This is a genomic window from uncultured Thiothrix sp. (assembly GCF_937876535.1).
GTDB lineage: Bacteria > Pseudomonadota > Gammaproteobacteria > Thiotrichales > Thiotrichaceae > Thiolinea.
This window is the reverse complement of sequence record NZ_CALFHZ010000020.1, coordinates 96,188-117,431: the sequence shown is the minus strand read 5'-3', so window position 1 is coordinate 117,431 and position 21,244 is coordinate 96,188. Positions and strand designations below refer to the sequence as shown.

General features: G+C 44.4%; 20 protein-coding genes. 11 read left to right on the top strand and 9 right to left on the bottom strand.

Features of this window, described 5'->3' with window-relative positions; all coding sequences use genetic code 11:
- Positions 1-67: 67 nt before the first annotated feature.
- Together Q0230_RS12635 and Q0230_RS12630 are read left to right on the top strand one after the other, a co-directional pair.
- Positions 68-610, top strand: coding sequence for a TRAP transporter small permease subunit (locus Q0230_RS12635; protein ID WP_298610482.1), 543 nt, complete (start codon positions 68-70; stop codon positions 608-610).
- Complete coding sequence (locus Q0230_RS12630; RefSeq protein ID WP_298610480.1) at positions 610-2,463, top strand: TRAP transporter large permease subunit; 1,854 nt, start codon at positions 610-612, stop codon at positions 2,461-2,463. Before Q0230_RS12635 ends, Q0230_RS12630 begins: the two co-directional genes overlap by 1 nt.
- A gap of 53 nt (positions 2,464-2,516) precedes the next feature.
- On the opposite strand, the gene Q0230_RS12625 is transcribed toward Q0230_RS12630, so the two are convergent.
- From Q0230_RS12625 to mqo, 5 genes are all read right to left on the bottom strand, one after another.
- A complete protein-coding gene (locus tag Q0230_RS12625) occupies positions 2,517-3,086 on the bottom strand; it encodes a peptidylprolyl isomerase (protein ID WP_298610478.1) in 570 nt (189 codons plus the stop codon).
- Between the two features lie 95 nt (positions 3,087-3,181).
- On the bottom strand, positions 3,182-4,120 hold the full coding sequence (locus tag Q0230_RS12620) for a phosphoribulokinase (RefSeq protein WP_298610476.1): 939 nt from the start codon (positions 4,118-4,120) through the stop codon (positions 3,182-3,184).
- Positions 4,121-4,295: 175 nt separating this feature from the next.
- Positions 4,296-4,784: a ribonuclease E activity regulator RraA gene (gene rraA / locus Q0230_RS12615; protein WP_298610474.1), complete on the bottom strand. Its 489-nt coding sequence runs from the start codon at positions 4,782-4,784 to the stop codon at positions 4,296-4,298.
- Between the two features lie 195 nt (positions 4,785-4,979).
- Positions 4,980-6,293, bottom strand: a complete 1,314-nt coding sequence (gene aceA / locus Q0230_RS12610) for an isocitrate lyase (RefSeq protein WP_298610472.1) — start codon at positions 6,291-6,293, stop codon at positions 4,980-4,982.
- Between the two features lie 410 nt (positions 6,294-6,703).
- Positions 6,704-8,185: a malate dehydrogenase (quinone) gene (gene mqo / locus Q0230_RS12605; RefSeq protein ID WP_298610470.1), complete on the bottom strand. Its 1,482-nt coding sequence runs from the start codon at positions 8,183-8,185 to the stop codon at positions 6,704-6,706.
- 630 nt (positions 8,186-8,815) lie between these two features.
- Here mqo and Q0230_RS12600 point away from each other — a divergent pair.
- The 9 genes from Q0230_RS12600 to Q0230_RS12560 all read left to right on the top strand — a co-directional run bounded on the left by Q0230_RS12600 (position 8,816) and on the right by Q0230_RS12560 (position 17,250).
- Positions 8,816-9,838 carry a sterol desaturase family protein gene (locus Q0230_RS12600; protein WP_298610468.1) on the top strand — a complete coding sequence of 341 codons (1,023 nt, stop codon included), beginning with the start codon at positions 8,816-8,818 and terminating at the stop codon, positions 9,836-9,838.
- Between the two features lie 10 nt (positions 9,839-9,848).
- Positions 9,849-10,160 (top strand): MocE family 2Fe-2S type ferredoxin, encoded by a 312-nt coding sequence (locus Q0230_RS12595; RefSeq protein ID WP_298610466.1) that lies wholly within the window; start codon positions 9,849-9,851, stop codon positions 10,158-10,160.
- Positions 10,161-10,228: 68 nt separating this feature from the next.
- Positions 10,229-11,143 (top strand): sugar ABC transporter substrate-binding protein, encoded by a 915-nt coding sequence (locus Q0230_RS12590; RefSeq protein ID WP_298610464.1) that lies wholly within the window; start codon positions 10,229-10,231, stop codon positions 11,141-11,143.
- Positions 11,144-11,264: 121 nt separating this feature from the next.
- The gene (locus tag Q0230_RS12585) at positions 11,265-12,407 is read left to right on the top strand and encodes an ABC transporter permease (RefSeq protein WP_298610462.1); all 1,143 of its coding nucleotides are present in this window, start codon (positions 11,265-11,267) and stop codon (positions 12,405-12,407) included.
- Position 12,408: 1 nt separating this feature from the next.
- Positions 12,409-13,188: an ATP-binding cassette domain-containing protein gene (locus Q0230_RS12580; protein WP_298610461.1), complete on the top strand. Its 780-nt coding sequence runs from the start codon at positions 12,409-12,411 to the stop codon at positions 13,186-13,188.
- An 11-nt stretch (positions 13,189-13,199) separates the two neighbouring features.
- A complete protein-coding gene (locus Q0230_RS12575; protein ID WP_298610459.1) occupies positions 13,200-13,988 on the top strand; it encodes a 3-methyl-2-oxobutanoate hydroxymethyltransferase in 789 nt (262 codons plus the stop codon).
- 56 nt (positions 13,989-14,044) lie between these two features.
- A complete protein-coding gene (locus tag Q0230_RS12570) occupies positions 14,045-15,085 on the top strand; it encodes a substrate-binding domain-containing protein (protein ID WP_298610457.1) in 1,041 nt (346 codons plus the stop codon).
- Between the two features lie 112 nt (positions 15,086-15,197).
- Positions 15,198-16,778, top strand: a complete 1,581-nt coding sequence (locus Q0230_RS12565; protein WP_298610455.1) for a hypothetical protein — start codon at positions 15,198-15,200, stop codon at positions 16,776-16,778.
- Between the two features lie 58 nt (positions 16,779-16,836).
- Positions 16,837-17,250, top strand: a complete 414-nt coding sequence (locus tag Q0230_RS12560; protein ID WP_298610454.1) for an FUN14 domain-containing protein — start codon at positions 16,837-16,839, stop codon at positions 17,248-17,250.
- A gap of 10 nt (positions 17,251-17,260) precedes the next feature.
- On the opposite strand, the gene Q0230_RS12555 is transcribed toward Q0230_RS12560, so the two are convergent.
- From Q0230_RS12555 to Q0230_RS12540, 4 genes are read right to left on the bottom strand one after another with little or no spacing between them, the layout of a single operon-like run.
- On the bottom strand, positions 17,261-17,854 hold the full coding sequence (locus Q0230_RS12555) for a 2OG-Fe(II) oxygenase (protein ID WP_298610453.1): 594 nt from the start codon (positions 17,852-17,854) through the stop codon (positions 17,261-17,263).
- Complete coding sequence (locus tag Q0230_RS12550) at positions 17,847-18,926, bottom strand: HD domain-containing phosphohydrolase (RefSeq protein WP_298610451.1); 1,080 nt, start codon at positions 18,924-18,926, stop codon at positions 17,847-17,849. The genes Q0230_RS12555 and Q0230_RS12550 overlap by 8 nt, the downstream gene beginning before the upstream one ends.
- A 3-nt stretch (positions 18,927-18,929) precedes the next feature.
- Complete coding sequence (locus Q0230_RS12545) at positions 18,930-19,439, bottom strand: Rab family GTPase (RefSeq protein ID WP_298610449.1); 510 nt, start codon at positions 19,437-19,439, stop codon at positions 18,930-18,932.
- Positions 19,440-19,470: 31 nt separating this feature from the next.
- Positions 19,471-21,219, bottom strand: coding sequence for an OmpA family protein (locus Q0230_RS12540; RefSeq protein WP_298610446.1), 1,749 nt, complete (start codon positions 21,217-21,219; stop codon positions 19,471-19,473).
- Positions 21,220-21,244 lie beyond the last annotated feature (25 nt).

The following is a 21,244-nucleotide window of genomic DNA, read 5'->3' as shown; positions in this document are numbered from 1 at the left end:
CTATTTAGCCCTTCTGCTGTGAGGGGCTAAATCCCACCCATCTTTACTCTCACCACTGGAGGCTGCGATGTCCGTCCTCATGCAGTTTTCGCGAGCCATTGACACTATGAATGGCCTCTTTGGCCGAATCGCCAATGTACTTATCTTGCTCGCTTGTTTAGTCAGCGCTACCAATGCTTTGCTGCGCTATGGTTTCGATTTAAGTGATAACTGGCCGCTTGAACTACAGTGGTACTTGTTTGGTGGTGCTGTCATGTTAGGTGCCGCTTATACCTTACGAGAAAATGGGCATGTACGTGTTGACTTGCTGTATGGCAATGTCTCTGATCGTACCCGCTTATATATTGATATCTTTGGCTTTATTTTCTTCCTACTACCCGCCTGTATTTTATTTGCTTGGTTATCATGGACTACTCTCTTTCTGCCATCTTGGCATGTGATGGAGCAATCCTCTAACTCTGGTGGCCTGCCTCGTTACCCTGTTAAATTTATTGTACCGTTTGGGTTTTTACTCTTAACCCTACAAGGTATTTCTGAGCTGATTAAACGCGTTGCGATGCTGCGTGGCCAGCTTGAACTAAAAACTGACTATGAAAAGGTGGCTCAATAATGACAATTGAAATAATGCCACCCCTCATGTTCGGTGGTTTAGTTCTATTTATGATTATTGGCTTTCCTGTTGCTTTCTCCTTGATGGCAGTAGGTTTGTTTTTTGCCTTGATTGCGATTGAATACGGTTTCTTTGGTACTTCTTTTCTGCAAGCCATTCCTCAACGGATTTTTGGTAGCGTTATCTCCAACGATCTACTCTTAGCTATCCCCTTCTTTACCTTTATGGGGGCAATACTGGAGAAATGTGGGCTTGCCGAAGATATGCTCGATTCGATGGGGCAGCTGTTTGGGCGTGTTAAAGGTGGTTTAGGCTATTCGGTTATTTTAGTTGGTTTTGTGTTAGGTGCCGTGACGGGTACGGTCGCAGCTCAAGTTATTGCAATGGCAATGATTGCTCTGCCAGTGATGATGCGTTATCGCTATAACATGCGGTATGCCACGGGCGTATTAGCTGCATCTGGTACCATTACACAGATTGTTCCGCCGTCTCTAGTTCTGATTATTATGGCGGATCAAATGAAAACCCCAACGGCTAGCACGGATGTGGGCAGCATGTATTTAGGTGCATGGATTCCAGCCATAACTCAATCTGCCCTGTTCATGCTCTATACCTTCTTCTTAACGCGGATTAAGCCTGATTGGCTACCAGGTATTCCCCCCGAAGAAATCACCCTAAAGGGTAAAGCTTTAGTCATTCGCTGCTTACAAGGGATTCTCCCAACCGCTGTGTTAATTTTCTTAGTCCTTGGCACGATTATGTTTGGGGTAGCTACTCCCACGGAGTCCGGTGCAATGGGAGCTGTTGGCGCAGTCGTTTTAGCAGTCATGCGCAATCCTGCCTTTACGGGTTCTGATAAATTAGTCCTCAGAGCAGGTTTAATGGCGGCAGGGATTGGTTTAATCCTCGCTATTTTAGTTACCGATAGGAATAGTACTTTAGGGCATGGGATTAAATTAGCCTTAGCGGTTCTTTACATGGCCTTAGTCTGGGTGTTAATTCGCGCAGCACAAATTACTGAATTGCGTAATTGGATTACTGACGCTTATAAAACCACCATGCGCATCACTTCAATGGTAATTTTCATCTTGATTGGTTCCACTTGCTTCTCAGTAGTCTTCCAAGGTGTTGACGGTGGTAAATGGGTTGAGCATCTATTCTCTAGTTTACCGGGTGGTTGGGTAGGATTCTTGATCATCGTGAATCTAGCAATTTTCTTCTTAGCGTTCTTCCTCGACTTTTTTGAAATCGCTTTTATTTTGATTCCACTTTTAGCACCGGTAGCACAGAAAATTTTAACGCCCGTGTTATTAGCGCAATTTGGTGGCAATGAACAGGCAGCCTCAGCAGCAGCTTTGGTCTGGTTCGGAATAACGCTAGCGGTTAATATACAGACTTCATTTATGCACCCACCCTTTGGTTTTGCTTTGTTCTATCTACGTGGTGTAGCCCCTAAAGAAGTGAAGAGTAATGATATTTACTGGGGAGCTATTCCGTGGGTGATTATTCAATTAGCGATGGCCTTTGTGGTGATGTTCAATCCAAGTATGACCACTGCTTTCCTCGATAAAGGTGCACATATGGTGCAACAAGGTGGAGAACTAAACTTTAATATGGAAACGAATAAACCTAGTTCAGGAAGTTCTGGCTCGGAAATGAATTTCCAATTAGATAACAGCTCAGGTTCAGGGGAGAAAAAACCGGAATCGACTAGCACACCGGCTTCAAGTAATGAAATGAAGTTTGACTTTAATGGGAATTCGCAAGCAACACCTGAAGCTAAACCTGCAGAGCCACCTAAACCTGCTAGCAATGAATTTAATTTTCAACTAGATAAGCCAGCAGGCCAATAAACACTTAGCGACTGCTACCCTGAGTTCGAGTAGCAGTCTGCCCCGAAATAATCTTATTCAAGTACACTCACTTTCTTCATCACAACAGGATCAACGGGAACATCTGGTACACCATTTTTCTCACCTGTTTTAACCGCTGCAATCGCATCGACCACATCCATACCTTCAGTCACTTTCCCAAATACTGCATAACCCCAGCCTTGAGGTGTTTCACTTCTGAAGTTTAGGAAATCATTGTCGACCACATTAATAAAAAATTGTGAACTGGCTGAATCGGGATTGGGTGTGCGTGCCATTGCAATCGTACCGCGCGTATTTTTTAGGCCATTGTTGGCTTCATTTTTAATCGAAGCTTTAACCGTTTTTTCACTCAAGTCAGCATTCATACCGCCGCCCTGTACCATGAAACCGGCAATTACACGGTGGAAAATAGTGTCTTTATAAAAATCGTCTTTTACGTAGCCTAGGAAGTTCTCAACCGTTTTCGGGGCTTTTTCTGCATCTAGCTCAACGGTAATATTGCCTTTGCTGGTTTCAATCAGCACTTTAGGATTAGCGGCTTGTGCCAGTGTAGACAAACCTAAGCTTGCCGCAAACGTCAAACCTAAGAAAATTTTTTTCATAGCCAATGCCCTTTGTTAGCTTATTTTTAAAAGATGCGCATCATAACTGATCTTTATAAAGTGCACCATTAACTGCAAATGTCCTAGGTAAGCACTTAAAGGACTAACTGGCCTTTAAAACCTAAAATTCCAGCCCCTCGCTCAGGTGCAACCTCTGCAATCCCCTTTATACGCCGACTTTCAGCAATAAGCTCTTGAATTAAAGGCATTAAAATAATCTCAATCGCCGTTTTCATCTGTGCGCCTGGCATCACCATTTGATCACGCCGAGTCATAAACGCATTTGGAATCAGCTTAAGCAGTCTAGGCATCTCAAAGCGCTTAGCAATTTTCTGGAAGTGAATCACGATATAACACTCATCCAAGCTAGGTACTTCCTCAAACTGAAACGGATTGGAGGTGTCCACCATTGGCATGATTTGGAAATTAATATGCGTGCGCCCAAACTGTGGAGTAATGTAGTTCACATAATCACTCAGTCGATCCAGTACAACTTGGCGCACCTCCTCATGCGACAGACCCTGCTTTAAATCGCGATCAATCCGCCGCATCATTTCTAAATTGATGCTTGGAATCGCACCAATCAGTAAGTCTGGATAGCTCGAAATATCAACATCCCCATGAATCACTGCCCCATGTAAACCCCGATACAGTAAGAGATCATTATCCGGATCCATCTGTTGCCACGGGCTAAAAGTGCCAGGTTCTAAACCAATTTCTTGAGCGAATTGATCTGAATGCAGATAGTAACGAAATTGACCCGTACCAGTGGCAGCATACTGGAAAAATAATGACTCTAATTTATCGAAATGATTACCTTCTGGGCCGAAATGGCTGAGATTCCGCTCTTCTTGCCTCGCTTTTAAGAGTTCAGCACGCATGGTTTTACGATCATACCGATGAAAACCACTGCCAGAGACATATACAGCCTTAATTCGCTCACGGTAGAAAATATGCTGTAAAGCTTGTGTGATGGTGGTCGTGCTGTGATCAGACGCACCTGTAATCGCTACAATGGGAAATTCTGCTGACATAAGAGCCTCTGGGCAAAGCAATGCCTGTACACTAATAATATCAACACTGCTCGTCTATATCCCAAAAGCAGCTTAGAATTCTGCATTTAATCCTTTGGGAATAGAAGAAAAACATCCACGCTGGAAACCTGAGAGGTTAGTGGTAAACCAACCTCTACAACTACTCTGCTTGAACTTAAGCTAATAAACTCACCGGTGACACAATAATCCCATCTTCATCCGAATAAACGTACTCGCCTTGTGTAAAGGTCACATCATGGAAATGTACAGGCTCGCCTTTCACACCAAAACCACGCTTTACGCTTTTTAACGGAATAGTACCTAAAGCCTTCACGCCAATATCCATTTTGCCAATATCAACTGAATCGCGAATTAGACCGTAAACGATTACGCCTTCCCAACCATTTTTGGCTGCTTTCTCAGCTAACATATCACCTAGCAATGCACAACGAGTAGAACCACCACCATCAACCACAAGTACCTTGCCCTTGCCTTCCATCGCTACGAATTCGCGTACTAATGAATTGTCTTCATGAATCTTGATCGTAACAATTTCACCAGCAAACTTATTACGTCCGCCAAAGTTATGAAAACCTGGTTGCACAACTTGTAGGGGTTTATCTTCGTGATCGTCTAATAAATCAGCGGTTTTAAAATCTGACATAAAAATCTCCTTATACAAAAAACCCCTCCTAACCTTCCCTTATCAGGAAAAGCACAGGAAGGGTTGTTCACTGTTGGGATTGCAACCCCTACCAACCTCCCCTGATAAGGGGAGGAGTAAGACTAATCTATTAGATTAGCAGTATTTCTTAATTCCCTCCCTTGATAAGGGGAGGGTTAGGGAGGGGTTCAGATCTTAATGGAATTGTTCTTCTTCAGTGGAACCACTTAAGGCTTTAACGCTAGAAGAACCACCTTGGATAACGGTTGTTACGTCATCGAAGTAACCTGCGCCAACTTCTTGTTGGTGAGATACGAAGGTGTAACCTTTGTCACGTGCTGCGAATTCTGGTTCTTGAACCATGTTCACATAGTGTTTCATACCTTCGCCGCGTGCATAGTTATGCGCGAATTGGAAGGTGTTGAACCAGTTGATATGGATACCCGCTAAGGTAATGAATTGATATTTATAACCTAATGCTGATAATTCATCTTGGAATTTAGCGATAGTTACATCATCTAAGTTTTTCTTCCAGTTGAAAGAAGGTGAGCAGTTATAAGATAACAATTTACCTGGACATGCGGCTTGAACGGCTTGCGCGAATTCACGTGCAAAACCTAAATCAGGTGTACCTGTTTCACACCATACTAAATCAGCGTAGGGAGCGTAAGCGATACCACGGCTAATCGCTTGTTCTAAACCATTACGTACACGGTAGAAACCTTCCTGAGTACGTTCGCCAGTTAAGAAAGGTTTATCGTTTGCATCGTGATCAGAAGTTAACAGATTAGCTGCTTCAGCATCAGTACGCGCTAAAACGATAGTCGGAACACCCATCACATCAGCCGCAAAACGTGCAGCAATTAACTTTTCAACCGCTTCGCCCGTTGGAACTAATACTTTACCACCCATGTGACCGCATTTTTTAACCGCAGCCAATTGGTCTTCAAAGTGAACACCCGCTGCACCTGCTGCGATCATGTTCTTCATTAATTCAAACGCATTTAATACGCCACCAAAACCAGCTTCCGCGTCCGCAACGATTGGTAAGAAGTAATCAACGAATTCCTTATCGCCTGGGTTAATACCGCGAGACCATTGGATTTCGTCTGCACGTTTGAAGGTATTATTGATACGACGCACCATCGTTGGTACTGAATCATAGGCGTATAAAGATTGGTCTGGGTACATAGTTTCAGAGGTATTACCGTCTGCGGCAACCTGCCAGCCAGATAGATAAACTGCTTCTAAGCCCGCTTTAGCCTGTTGCATGGCTTGACCGGCAGTGATCGCACCGAACGCATTCACATAACCTTTCTTCGCTTCACCATTTACCCGCTTCCACAACTTCTCAGCACCTTGTTGCGCTAAGGTATATTCAGGTTGCATTGAGCCACGTAGGCGTACAACGTCAGCCGCACTGTAACCACGCTTGACATTTTTCCAGCGTGGATTGGTTGCCCAATCTTTTTCTAAAGCAGCGATTTGCTCTTGACGAGATAAAGTCATGGTAAAAGTCCTCGGAGTCAATCAATCAAAACTTATTGTGCTAAAGCCCTGCTTAACACTATGTTCCCGATAGTACGTGACAGAAAACTATGTCGACAATCAATAATATTTAATGTTTACTATTGTTTTTTTTAATACTATATTGACTTTGAAAAAAAGTAATTTAATAAAATTAACTATATGATAGTTAAGCAATTAAATTTTCAATAAGACTCAAAATAATGCAATGCAGCAATTCAAGCCAGAAAAAATTTGTCGGACACTTTAGGAAAGCCTAATAGAATCTGCAGTAAAACATGTGAAAATTTTTTAACAGGTTAAGCATTATTCTAAACATAAAAAAAGGCTGTAATTTTTGATTACAGCCTTTTAACTTATTGATTTAAAGAAAATTTATAAACTGTTTAAATTTATGCAGCCTTCAAACCTAAAGTAGTTAAAGTATGCTGGCGGACACTATCCAGCAGCTCTGCATTCTGAATCAACGACTGGCCATAAGAAGGAATCAAAGTCTTCATGCGTTCTTGCCATTCTGGAGTCGCTAATTGCTGTTTAAAGCACTTTTCGACCACCTGTACCATTGCAGGAACGGCAATCGAAGCCCCTGGTGAAGCCCCTAATAGGGCAGCTAAACTGCCATCAGCTGCAGCAACAACTTCTGTACCGAACTCCAACTTACCACCCAGCTTTGGATCTTTCTTAATAATCTGCACACGTTGCCCAGCAATCAATAATTCCCAATCCTCATCTTGAGCATTTGGATAATATTGACGCAGAGCACCTAAGCGGGACTTTTCAGTTTGCAGAACCTCAGAAACCAAGTATTTGATTAGATCAAAACTCGTCATTCCCACTTTAATCATCGGCCATAAGTTTTTAGGGCGTAAGGACAGAGCTACATCAAAGATTGAGCCTTGTTTCAAAAATTTAGTCGAGAAGCCTGCAAAGGGGCCGAACAAAAGCGCATGTTGACCATCAATCACCCGTGTATCTAAGTGCGGCACAGACATCGGTGGCGCACCAATTGAAGCTTTACCATAAACCTTGGCTAAATGCTGATTGACCACGGCTGGATTCTTACAAGCTAACCATTGCCCACTGACAGGAAAGCCGCCATAGCCATCACCTTCCGGAATTTTTGACATTTGCAATAAAGGCAAAGCACCACCACCAGCCCCTAGGAATACGAAATTGCTGGTATAAACTTTCTCACCTTCTGGACTGTTTAGGGTGACTTGCCATTTGCCATCCTCTAAACGATCAATACCTTTTACTTTGTGCTTGAGTAATAGCTCAAAATCACCTTTGACTTTCAATGCTTGAACTAAATAGCGACACAGTGCCCCGAAATTCACATCCGAACCGTACTGAACTCGGGTGGCGGCGACAGGTTCAGCTGGATCGCGCCCATCCATGACTAAAGGCATCCATTCACGTAGTACCGCTTGATCTTCGCTGTACTCCATGTCTTTGAATAAATGATGCGCTTTTAAAGCAGCATAACGATTGCGCAGATACTGGACATTATCCTCACCCCAGACAAAACTAATATGTGGTGTAGGATTAATAAAATTATTAGGGGCAGGCAGTACACCTTGCTCAACTAAGGTCGACCAAAACTGGAGCGTATTTTCAAACGAGGCATTGATACCGAATGCTTTATCCGCATTCACTGTGCCATCAGGATTTTGTTGCGTATAATTTAATTCGCAGTAAGCAGCATGACCCGTACCTGCATTATTCCAACCGCTGGTACTTTCCTGAGCAACATCATTTAATTGCTCAACCATACAGAGGCGGAATGAGGGATCAAGCTGTTTTAGCAAGACTCCAAGGGTGGCACTCATTATTCCGGCTCCGACAAGTAATACATCTACGTGATTAGTGGTCATGACGCTCCTTACACCTGAGTCTTACGAAAGCGTAGATAATAAAATGACTGGTCAGCAATTTCTACCAGTTAAGCGATTATTTTTAGCAGTATTGTCGACAATCGCGCTGCAACAATGATTCACTGACTAAGATTTTGCTGCAAAGCAGCATATACAGAATTATCCTTTTAAATTCAATGATTTTTATAAATTTATCTGACTAGTCTCTAAAATCGTCCTAGTCATAAACTTGCGATATTGTCGACATTTGGCTGGAACGACTAGAGGAAACTAAATTCCAAGTCCATCAGCTAAGTCAAATTATTAAGCACCCTCAGCATTCGGCTGCTTAGCTTAAATCATCAACCTTGCCTTATAAGCTCCAACCCTAGACTTCAGCTAATGATTCTATTTGAGCTAAGTCTGTCTCGATTCGATTATTTAATAGGCAAATTCACGGCTAGCCAACTCTAATTTGATTCAAAGTGAGGCTAAATAAAATGAAAAAGATGCTTAATGAAATTAAGTCATTGATGCTAGTCAAATCTTTCTGAAACAATCCATCTCAAGGTACTGATATTGAGTTCATTGCTCGATAGCAATCACCAACACCGTTAGCAGCTTGCTTATTTTGCCTCAGGAGAGAAGGTCGTGGATGATTTAGCGTTTGGAACACGCGATAAACGTGGCAATTGGACACCTACTAAAAAGTTGGAGATTGCACCCGTTTTTGTTTTCCCACCGCGCCCTGCTGCCTTACTCAAATGGCTACCGCACTATCTGTTTCCGTGGAATTTTTTATTCGCACTTTCAGCCGTGTTGTATTGGTATTTAGTAATTCCTGAGGTCGCAACCTTGAAGGTTTTGTCGTGGGACTGGGCACTAAGGTTGCTATTGGTAAATGCGATTGCCGTATTTTTATTTTATGGTGTATTTGAGCTGTTTTTGTATAGCAAACGCAGCCAAAACAATCAGTTTAAATACAATGCACGCTTTCCTGCTGACCACAAAAATTCGGCATTTTTCTTTCAGAATCAAAATATTGACAGCCTGATTCGTGGTTTTGGTACTGGCGTACCGATTTGGACTTTATTGGAAGTGTTGGGGCTACATGCCTATGCGTTAGGCATTGGTACATGGTGGAATTTTTCCGAACACCCACTGTATTTATTCTGCTTAGCCTTGGTGCTGCCGATTCTGCACGAAACGCATTTTTACTTGATTCATCGCCTGATTCACACACCATTTTTATACAAATGGGTACATTCGGTGCATCACAACTCAGTGAATCCTTCCCCGTGGTCATCGCTATCAATGCATCCAGTTGAGCATTTACTGTATTTCTCCAGCATCTTTTATCACCTGTTGATTCCATCCAATCCGATTCTGATGTTGTATCAAATCCACTTCGCAGGTTTTGGTGCGATTGTCGGGCATATCGGTTTTGACCAGATCAAGTTGAGCGATAAGTACAGCATGAATACCAATGCTTATGCGCATTACCTGCACCATAAATATTTTGAGGTGAATTACGGCGATGCCTCAGTGCCGCTGGATAAATGGTTTGGTACTTGGCATGACGGTACAGCCGAGGGTGAACGTTTAATGCAAGCACGTTTTGAGGCGCGTAAAGCACAAGCCGAAGCTAAGAAAATGCTAAGTGAAAAAAGTTGAGGAATTTGCAATGTCAGAATGGGTTTTAGCCTGTAGCACGGATGCGGTGGAGCTGGAAGGGGTAATGCGTTTCGATCATGGCGCTAAGACCTTTGCGATTTACCGCTCAGAAGCGAATGAGTTTTTCTGTACTGATGGCTTGTGCACCCATGAGGCGGTGCATTTAGCCGATGGCTTAGTGTTCGATTACGAGATTGAATGCCCCAAACATGCAGGTGTATTCGATTATCGTACTGGTGAAGCGAAAGGCTTACCTGCTTGTATCAAGCTAAAAACCTATGCCACCCGTGTTGAAGACGAACAGGTGTTTATTCACTTGTAGAGAATGAGGCTCAGGCTCGCAAGGTCGGGCTGAGCCAAGAGTTGTGTATTGGGTAAAATGGAGGAGAGATGATGAAGAAATTACTGGCAACTAGCGCGATGGCGCTGCTGTTGGCGAATGTAGCGCAGGCAGAAAGTTATGTGATGATTACTCACACTCAAGGTACAGACCCGTTCTGGCCAGTCGTGGAAAAAGGCGCGAAAGATGCCGCCAAAGCAGTCGGTGCGGAATTGAAATATAACTTTGCCCCTTCAGGCGATATGGCGGATATGGCAAAACTTATCGAATCTGCCACTGCTACCAAACCGGATGGTTTAATTGTCTCCCTCCCCGATGCAAATGCCTTAGGTACTGCGATTAAAGCTGCAGCCGATAGCGGTATTCCAGTCATCACGATTAACTCTGGCTTAGAAAATTCCAAAAAAGTGGGAGCCTTAATGCACATCGGTCAGCCGGAAAAACTAGCGGGTAAAGCAGCGGGTGAGCGTGCTAAAATCGAAGGTGTCAGCAAAGCACTCTGCCTCAACCAAGAAGCGTTTAATACCGCTTTAGTAGATCGCTGTACCGGCTATTTTGAAGGTTTAGGTTCAGAGCTAAAAATGATCGATGTGTCCAATGACGTGGCGCAAATCAAAACCCGTACCGCCGCCGCCTTATCCGCTGACAAAGCAATCAATGGCTTATTAGCCGTCGGACCACATGTTTGCGAAGCCGCTGCCGCTGCGATTGATGAGGTCGGTGCTAAGGTGCATTTATCCTGCTTTGATATGACACCAGGCGTGATCAAACTGATTAAAGATGGCAAAGTGAAATACACCGTTGACCAGCAACAATATTTACAAGGCTATATGCCGGTGATTGTGCTGCATTTATATAAAACCAATGCAGGCATGTTGCCAGGTGCAAACATTCCATCTGGCCCTGGTTTTGTTGATGCGAAAAACGCCGCTGCGGTAGAAGCTCAAGCAGGAACCACCCGTTAAGTTCTCCTCCTTTTTCTCAGGCTGATCTTGAGACTCGTGGGTAATTGCCCTCCAGCAAGTTACCCACACTTTTAAACCGTTGAGTAACTGACTTTGCTACAAAGTCAACGGGGTTACTACCATGTCAGAAGTCTTAACTACCGCCAAGACTCCCGCATTACGCACCGAAGCCTCGCGTTTGGTGCAGCGTGGCAGACTTGCCAAATTAATTCGTAGCCCCGAAATGGGCGCTTTTGTGGTGATGATGGTGGTAATTATTGCCATTGCCATCGCCAGTAAAGGCAATGCCTTTAACCCACTGGGCTTGAAAAACAATCTTTCGATTATTGCCCAATTCGGCATTATTGCGACCGGTGCTTGTCTCTTAATGATTGCGGGTGAATTCGACTTATCCATCGGCTCGATGATTGGCTTTGCCGGTATGTCGATGACCCTAATGCTGAAATGGGGTTTGCCCTTCGGCCTTGGTCCTGCAACACCTATGTCCGCCTTTTTCATTACCCTGATATTTACTTTGGCGTGGGGCTGGCTGATTGGCTTTATTGTGGTGCGCTCGAAACTGTCGAGCTTTATTGTCACACTTTCCTTTCTGTTCTTCCTGCGCGGTCTAACTGAAGTCTGTTTCCGCTTTATTAATCAATCCACGCAAGTTTCTGGTTTACCGAATTACAAAGAAAGCGATTGGTTTGCCTCTATGTTCGGTGGCGAGAGCTTTCATTGGTTTTATAACCTCTGGTACACACTCGGTGGGAATGTGAATCAGCTTGGTAATCAGTGGGTAACAGGTTTTGATGCGCGCGTGGTGTGGTGGTTAGTGTTATCAGGTATTGCTTATTTTGTGTTAATGAAAACTCAGGTCGGAAGCTGGATTTTTGCTACCGGTGATAATCGTGAAAGTGCGCGCGCCAATGGTGTTCCGGTGGATAAAGTGCGTATCTCTTTATTCATGCTCACCGCCTTCTGTGCGACGATTTTCGCGGCCTGCCAAGTCTTCGATACCAATACCGCCGATGCGGCTAAAGGTAATTTGAAAGAGCTGGAAGCGATAGCGATTGCCGTTGTGGGCGGCACACTCATGACTGGTGGCTTTGGTTCGATTTTAGGCGTGATGTTTGGCGCGATTACCTTTGGTTTAGTGGCGAATGCGGTGTTCTTTATTCCGGCGATTGATGGCAGCTACTATCGCGTGTTTGTGGGCGTGGTGTTATTGGTTGCCGTGTTCCTAAATGAAAGCGTGCGTAAACGTATTACTGGAGGGATTTGAGATGAGCGAACCTGTGATTAGCGCCAAAAGCCTCACCAAACGTTTCGGCGCGTTTACTGCTCTGAATGGCATTGATCTGGAGGTCTACAAAGGCGAAATCCATGCTCTCTTGGGCGACAATGGGGCAGGCAAATCGACCTTAATTAAGATTCTCTCCGGCGTGCATCAACCTACGAGTGGCGGCTTGTTTGTGGATGGCAAACCGGTGTTATTTCAAAGCCCTCGCGATGCTACCAACGCGGGAATTGGTACGGTGTATCAGGATCTTGCTTTGAATCCATTAATGAGTGTGACGCGCAATTTCTTTATGGGGCGCGAGTTATATACCGGTGTGCGCCCTTTTGGTGTGTTGCGCATGAAAGAAATGGATGAAATCACCCACGCTGAGATGACCAAAATCGGCATTAATGTGTCCGACCCCGCTCAAGCTGTTGGTACGATGTCCGGCGGGCAGCGCCAAACTTTAGCAATTGCGCGCGCGATTTACTTTGGTGCAAAAGTGCTGATTCTAGATGAGCCAACCTCTGCACTGGGGCAAAAGCAGCAAATGGAAGTGCTGAAAACCATGATGCGGGTGCGTGCTTACGGCAATATCGCGATTATTTTTATCACCCACAATGAAGTGCACTCCAAGCTGGTGGCAGATCGTTTTACCTTTTTAGCCTTGGGCGAAGTAATTGGTAAGGGCACTAAAGCGAGTCTGGCTAGTGAAGATATTCGCCACTTAATGGCGGGTGGTGTGGCGATGGCGGATTTAGAACACGAACTGGCAGCGATCTAAGTGAGGACAGCATGGCGAAATTAAGCGTATACGACCTTCTATCCTCTAAAGGTCAAAAGCAATGGGTGCAAGTGCACGTAGATCATGCCCAAGAAGCCGCTGCGGCCGTAGCTGCAACTATTCAAATCTTATCCTGTGAACCTGATCATAATTTAGAAGCCATTCGTGCGGCCGCTCCCCATGCATTTATCTCGGCGGGTATGCCACACGGCACGGTTGCTAGCCGTAAGGAAGCGATTCGTTATGGCTTCCAAGTTCTCCAGCGCGGCGCAGATGCCATTTATTGTTCGCAGTCACCTTATATGATCGAAGCAATGGCGCGCGAAGGCATTCCGGTTACAGGGCATGTGGGCTTAGTGCCAAATCTAGCGACATGGACTAAATTCCGCGCGATTGGCCGTAACCCAGAGGAAGCTATTCAAGTCTTGCGCAAGGTGAAAGACTTGGAAAATGCAGGTGCAGCTTGTGTAGAAGTCGAAGTCGTGCCAGTGGAGCTGGCCGAATACATTACTCGTTCCACACGCATGATCACGATGGGCATGGGCTGTGGTTCGGTGTGCGATACCCAATACCTATTTTCTTGCGATGTTTTGGGTACGAATACCGGATACTACCCACGCCATTCTAAAAAATATGCGGATTTAGCCAAACTGGAGCAGGGATTACAGCAACAACGTATTGCCGCTTTCCAAGCTTATACAGCGGATGTGCAAACAAAAAACTATCCACGCGCTGAGCATGAAGTACATATGGATGCGGTGAGTTTGGAGCGCTTTCATATTTTAGCTCAGCAGTTGTAAACTTGTAGCCTGCACAGAATTCGGTAAAACGAGACACTTATGATTGAGAGTTTGGCATGCATCGAGTCACAATTGCGCAATTAATGCAGGAAACAGGGCTATCACGCGCAACGATTGATCGGGTGATTAATAAACGCGGCAAAGTCCATCCACGTACTTTGCAAGTAGTACAAAGTTCACTAGAAAAACTCAGTCAAACTAGTCAACTCCCGACTCTACACAGTGACTTAAACGCCGATCTTGTCTCGCGTGTCGGACATGGCATGATGATGCAGCTTTTGCAGGTATGGAATGAGATCAAACCCAATGGTCAATTCCACGATATGTACCAAGCCACCGATGAACAAGTGCTCAAAGTCGTCGAGCAGCTGTGCAAAGATCTCTCCAAACCATTAATTATTACCGCCAAAAACAATAACCGCTTAGTCAATGTCCTAAAAGGCGCACGTGCCAAAGGTAAGCGGGTCATCACTTTAATTTCCGACTTATCATGGCAAGCCCGTGATTGTTTTGTGGGGATTGACAATCGCGCTGCTGGTTTAACCGCTGCTTTCTTGATTGGGCGCATGTTAGGGCATCATCCAACTTCGGTCGGCTTGGTCTTGGGGCATTTATCCTTCCATTGCCATGAAGACCGCGAAATCGGCTTCCGTACTTGCCTGCGTTCTAAATTTCCCAAAGTCATGTTATTAGGTGAAGCACAGGGTGAAGACAGCACAGAATTAACTCGCAAAGCTGTATTGGAAATGCTGAAAGAAAACCCAAGCTTAGGTGCAATTTATAATGTAGGTGGTGGTAATACAGGCCTCGCCGCAGCGTTAAAAGCAGCTAATCGTCACCATGATATTTTGGTAGTCGGACATGAAGTCAATGCAGTCACCAGCCCGTTACTGCAAGAGGGCGTGCTGGATTTTGTCATTGCCTCCGATCCATGTGCTTTGTTAAAGCATGCTTTAGAGTTAGCGAATGAAGCCGAATTAAATGCTCAACGCGAGCAACAGCTACTCGATTTTGGAGTTTATACACGCTTTAACTTGCCAAATTTTGCAGAGAATACCCACACTGCGAGCAGCTCAAAAAGCACACCGGCTATTTAAAACCAGCAAGCCAGCTAATACGGCATTAGGATTTTTTGCTGATTTGTTAATACACTAGCCTCCTGTTGTTTGCCATAATCAGCCTCCATCCTCTGTTACCAAGTTTTAAGCAATGTTCAAGCTCAATCACCTCTTACCTGCTTTATGTTTATGTAGTATTAGTTTGCCAGCAGTGGCCATCACGCCTTATGTAGGCATTAACACCAATGAAGCTGTGCATTTTGACGCCAGTCTCCCCTTCGCTGATGTATTCCACACTGCCGAACCCTTTCGTGAAAATAAAGAATTCACCAAAGGCAATATCAGTTATGACGCGAATGGCTGGGTGAGTAATCTCAATGGTGGACAAGCGGGTACTTGGTTTTTACGTTGGATACCGGCTGCTGCTTTGCCACAAGGCAATTACACCGTTAGTTATGAAGGTAGCGGCAAAATCAGCTATCGTGAAAGTGCTACTCCCGTGTCCCAAGCACCGGGGCGGGATGTGATTACGCTCAAACCGAATGCTGAGGGTGAAATCTCCGCAGGTTTAGTGATTGAACAAAGCGACCCCAAAAATCCGATTCGCAATATCCGTGTGACCATGCCCGGGGGGATTTGTGAAAATAATCCTTATCAACGCGTCAATGCAGGCGGTCAATGCGGTGGTGGACAATATATCGCGTTTGCGGAGGCGGGCGCTAAAGTTTTGTTTAACCCAGATTATCTCAATTTCATGAAGCAATTCCGCACGATTCGCTTTATGAATATGTCAGGGATTACACGCAATGAAATCCAGTCTTGGGCACAGCGCCCTCATCTGCAAGCGGCGACTTGGGGTGGACGTGAAGGTGTACGCGGTGTGCCCTTGGAAGTCATGGTGCAACTTGCGAATACCTTAAATTCAAATGCGTGGTTTAATCTACCACACCGTGCCGATGATGATTTTGTGCGTCAATATGCGCAATATGTGAATAGCAATCTCCGCCCTAACCTCAAGGCTTATGTGGAATACACCAACGAAGCTTGGAATAGCGTATTTTCACAAGCGCAATATGTCATCAAGATGGGGCAGCAAGCGCGCTTAGATGCAGTCCCCTTAAATGCTGGCCTGAAATACTATGCACAGCGTAGTAAAGAAATCTTTAGTATTTGGGAACAAGTATTTGGCAATCGGCAGCGCCTAGTAAGAGTTTTAAGCGGTTGGGCAGGTAATCCAGCCACCACTCCAGTGATTTTAAAAGCAGCTGATGTTTATAAATCTACGGATTTATTTGCTATCGCACCCTATTTCTATGCTGATCAAAATGCTTTGATGCGGGCTAGCAGCGTAGACGATATTTTCTCCCTAGTGAATGGCAATCAAGCTTATTCGATTAAACAAACCTTGCGCTTGATTGATCAACATATGCTGCTACTTGAACCCTATGGGGTTAGCTTAGGTGCGTATGAAGGGGGTCAACATTTAGTGCACTATGGAACTAAATCGAAGAAAGATCATCCTAACCCTTTGCTAATTGAAGCAAATCGTGATCCACGCATGGAAACAGCGTATGTTGAGTTATTAGATGGTTTCCGTAAAGCGGGCGGGAAAATTTTTATGGCTTTTTCATCCCCTCGACCCAATGCCTTTTATGGCTGTTGGGGTATTAAGGAATACATTACCCAACCAAGCTCAGAAACACCGAAATTTCGGGCTTTGACTCGTTTTTAAGCATAGGTTAGGCTAGCGCACATAAAAATACCTGTGTTCTGATAAGGATAATAAATGAATGGCTAACTACTACACCTCTGAATCGCAGCCAGTGCAGACATGGGACTATACACTGAACAATGAAAGCGTTTCGGCTCTGCAGCAGCAACTGCCGCAGACCGATATTTTATCCGCACCTTTTTTGATTGGTAATGTTGGTGCACCCTTTGTCATTGGGTTAGCGGTTGGATTCTTTGCGAAAAAAGTTCTGAAAATTGCTTTATTCTTAGCCGGTGGCGCAATTGTCTTATTATTTGTCACTGAATATTACGGCATGGCCAAAGTCTCTGATGCACAATTACAATCAGCCGCTAATGCCGCTACGGGTTTGGCTCAACAATCCGGCGGTTTTTTAATGGATCGCTTATCACAGATCACCAGTAAAGGTGTCAGTGCAGTGGCAGGCTTTGCTGTAGGTCTGAAATTCGGCTAAATGAAGCCACTTAAGAGCGTCGTCTTAACCAACCCGTTAAGCTCAGACGCTCCGCTTCAGTAGGCAACACTTCATGCTCAAAGCGTTCGCTTAAAAATAGCACTAGTATTCCTGCTTGGGGCGCAATTTCTCGCACCTCATTGCCCAGATATATCCTTAATTGACCACCCTGCTCTGGCTGCCAGTCTTGATTCAAATATAAAATAACGGTGACTAAGCGCGCTGAACTGCCACGGAAATTATCAATATGTTTGCGATAAAAGCCGCCTTCTGGGTACAGGGCAAAATGCAGCTCTGCCTCTACTAAGCTTAAAAACAAGGCTTGATTAAGTTCAGTACGCAACTCGGCTAACCAAGCTAAAAACTCACCCGCAACACCGGCTTCATGATCGTCAAGCCACAACACAGCATCACGACGAATTTCAGTCTGGATGGTTTTGCTATTGCCTTGCCCGACACTCGCTTGCTTAAACTTACCTGCAGCGTAGCCACTGAGGGCTTGCTCACGCAGTTGCAAAATCTGTTGAGTATTTAAAAAATCAGGAATAACTAGCCAACCCTCGTTGGCTAAAGCCTCAATAATCGCCGTCTTCTCCTTAAGCACACACTGCCTCTAAACTTTCTTCCTCACTCGGCTCTTCACTTTCTTCCGTGACTTCTAGACGAATACGCCGCATTGCAGGCAACAAACTCAAAAACATTTTCATCAAATGTGGATCAAGATGTCGCCCGGCCATTTCTTGCATGAGGCTTAAGGCCTCCTCTTCAGGCATCGCCATTTTGTACACACGTTCATGCACTAAAGCATCATAGATATCAACAATCGTAGTAATACGGGCACTGATAGGGATTTTTTCACCTAATAATCCTTGTGGATAGCCACTCCCATCCCAACGTTCATGATGATTCAAAGCTATATCGGCTGCCATATTTAAGATCGGAATTTTAGTACCACGTAACATACTAGCACCAATTTCAGTATGCTTTTTCATTACATTGAACTCTTCATCATTCAGCACACCGGTCTTACGTAAAATCCGATCAGGAATACCAATTTTACCAATATCATGCATCGGGGCTGCCACTCGAATCGTGTCAATCTCTTCGGCATTCCAACCGAGAGCTTTTGCCATTACTGCTGCATATAGACCAATGCGACGCACATGAGCACCTGTTTCCTCATCACGTAGACTCGTAAGACTGACTAATTTAATTGCAATTTCTTCTTCACGTTTACGGATTTCTAAAGTACGCCGCTGGACTTCAGACTCAAGCATTTCCTGAGTTAATAGGCTATTCCGTACTTGCTGAAGCCGTGACAAATCCTGAGTGTATTTTTCCCCCAGTTGTTGTAATAGCAGTACCTCCTGCCCTTCCAAGTACATGATACTCGCCTCTAAAGGCAGTTCACGCTCTAACTCATCGATTTCAATCCAGATTCCTGAAGATAAAGGCTCAGACCGTTTAGCTTGCCAATGCTGCTCCGCATCCTCCATGAAACAACTTAGATAAGGAAAAATCTCAGCTAGATTATAGCTACCAGTATCCCCTTGCTTCACTAAGAAAAAGACCAACCAATCGGGCATATCTGAACAAGGTTTAAATTGACCACTCGCATCACGAGTAAAAGCAGTCAGATTGATATTTCGGCAAATACTGGATAAGAAACGATTCATTGCTTAGGCCTTAGAGTTTTCCGGAACTAATTGCCTCGCTAAGCCCATAAACATCTCTTCGACACCTTGATCTAATTTAGCACTGGTTTCAATCACCGGATAACCCAGTTGTGCTAAGGTACGAATATGTTCACGGTTGATAACCCATTGATCTTTCAGGTCACATTTATTTAAGGCAAACACCGCAGCTACCTCACCCAATTCCGTTTTTATGCGTTCATGCAGGGCTAGAGCCACGTTAAAAGAATTTTGCCGAGTTCCATCAATGACTACAATATAACCGGATAAACCGCGTAAATGAGCTGAACGAATATTCGTAAAGTCATCCTCGCCAGCAATATCCCAAACCATTAAACTCAAATCAGTCGCCCCTACGGTGATTTGCTTTTTATCGATTTTTACTCCCACTGTGGTCAGATATTTTTCACTGAACAGTTTATTCACATAGCGTTGAATTAAACTAGTTTTCCCAACTGAAAAGGCCCCTAACAAACATACTTTTTTCTGTAACACCTTAACACCTATTCGTTGTGGCTTTTAGGCTTCAAAATAAATCCACCTGATAATGAACACTCCGCTCATTTCTATGTCCATTATCAGGTTTGGGCACCGCAATCATAACGGCTGGTACACCTTGTTCTAATAAATAATCACGCATGGCTAAGGCACGCTCTTTGGCTAAACGCCCATTAGTGAACTCACTACCGGTTTCATCCGCTGATCCACTAATCGACACTTGTGGCATTTTTCCGGCTAAACGAGCGGTCTTTAATAAGTCAAGCATTAAAGTGGTCGCTTGCTGAGCATGTTCTTGTACATTCTCGAGTGCGCTACTACCCGAACTAAAACTAAACCTTAAAGTTTCTATTTGTGCTACTAAAACCCGTAAACGTTCGGCTAATTGTTCTGCTGCTGGATCAATTACTTGGAGTTTGCTTTGCTCTAAAGATTCAACCCCACTAATTAAAGCTCCAGTATGCATGAGCTGTTGTTGCCAGCTAGGCGTTGCTTGCCCTTCAACCACTAAAGCTTTTTCTTCCAAACTGAGCTTAACTTGAGCAGGAGGCTGTAAAATCTGTTTGGCACGTGCCAAAACAAATTCGGGCTCCAAAGATAAATACGGTTTGGTCTGCAGCTTTAAAGGTAGACCCATCGTCTGCAAAGATTGAATAACCGTGGCTGGCTCGCGTGCTTGTGGGTCTTTAAGGATTTCATATTGATAGCCTTCACTCGTTTTCTCAAAGCCCACCACCACTAAACCTGGCTCAGCACGTAAAACACTTAAAGCCTGTTCAGCAATGAGCTTGTGTTGATAATATTGATAAGACCACCAAACCCCTGCTCCCGTAAAGGTGATTAATGCCAGAATTGCCAGCCAAGGAAACTTTTTGGTATAGCGTAATTGTGTTTTTAAGCAACGCTCCAATAAGGGTAGGCAGCGTTTAAATACCGCAGTGTCACCTTGAAAAGTTTTTAAGAAATAAAAGCTTTGTCGATGAATCTGCTCATTTACCTCTGTCAAAGTCGTAGTTAATTCGGCAGGTGGATTACCACGCACAACCGCTGCCATCGTCGCATAAGGGCCTTGATTGAAAAATACAGTCAACTCAGCTAATTGCAGAGTCTTTAAACTGTTATCACTGGATACCTGAAAGGAGTCACGAATGAAATCTTGAATCGCCGTCAGCATCGCAGAAATAATATCAGGATCTTTACTAATTGCTTGTGGCGATACCGCATGCTGGAGTAATAAACCAGACTCTCGATGTATCAAGAATACTTGCTCAACCTGATAGACCAGGGTTTTTAATAACACGACTTCTGAATAACTACGCCCTGTACGCCAAGCATCAAAGCGCCAAAATAAAGAGCGTAAAGATAAGCTCTGCTCTAATAAATAATTGAAAGTTTCTAAAGCTTGCTGCAAAACTTCTTGAATCGAGCGACGAATCGCTGGCCCCATGACGGGATAAAGCGCATTAGCTAAACGACTCGGGTTATTTTCCACTGAACGGCTTACCGCCGTTTCAATAGTCGATGACAAAGCCTCCGCTAAGGAATTATCTTGTTGAGCACGCAGAGTTAATGCTTCAGAAATCACCTCAGCCACATGCAAACTATAACGCTCGCGATCCAATAACTGCTGACGTAAATCACTAAGGGTTTGATAATCCGCTCCTAGCAGTAATACCCGTAGCTGCTCTAAAGCATCTAAGTGCTCAGTTGCTGGAGGATTTTGCGGTTTTGTTTGCTGGATAGCGTCATCACTATCCAGTGCCTCGGTGACCAACATGCGCGCCTACTTTAGACAAATTGAA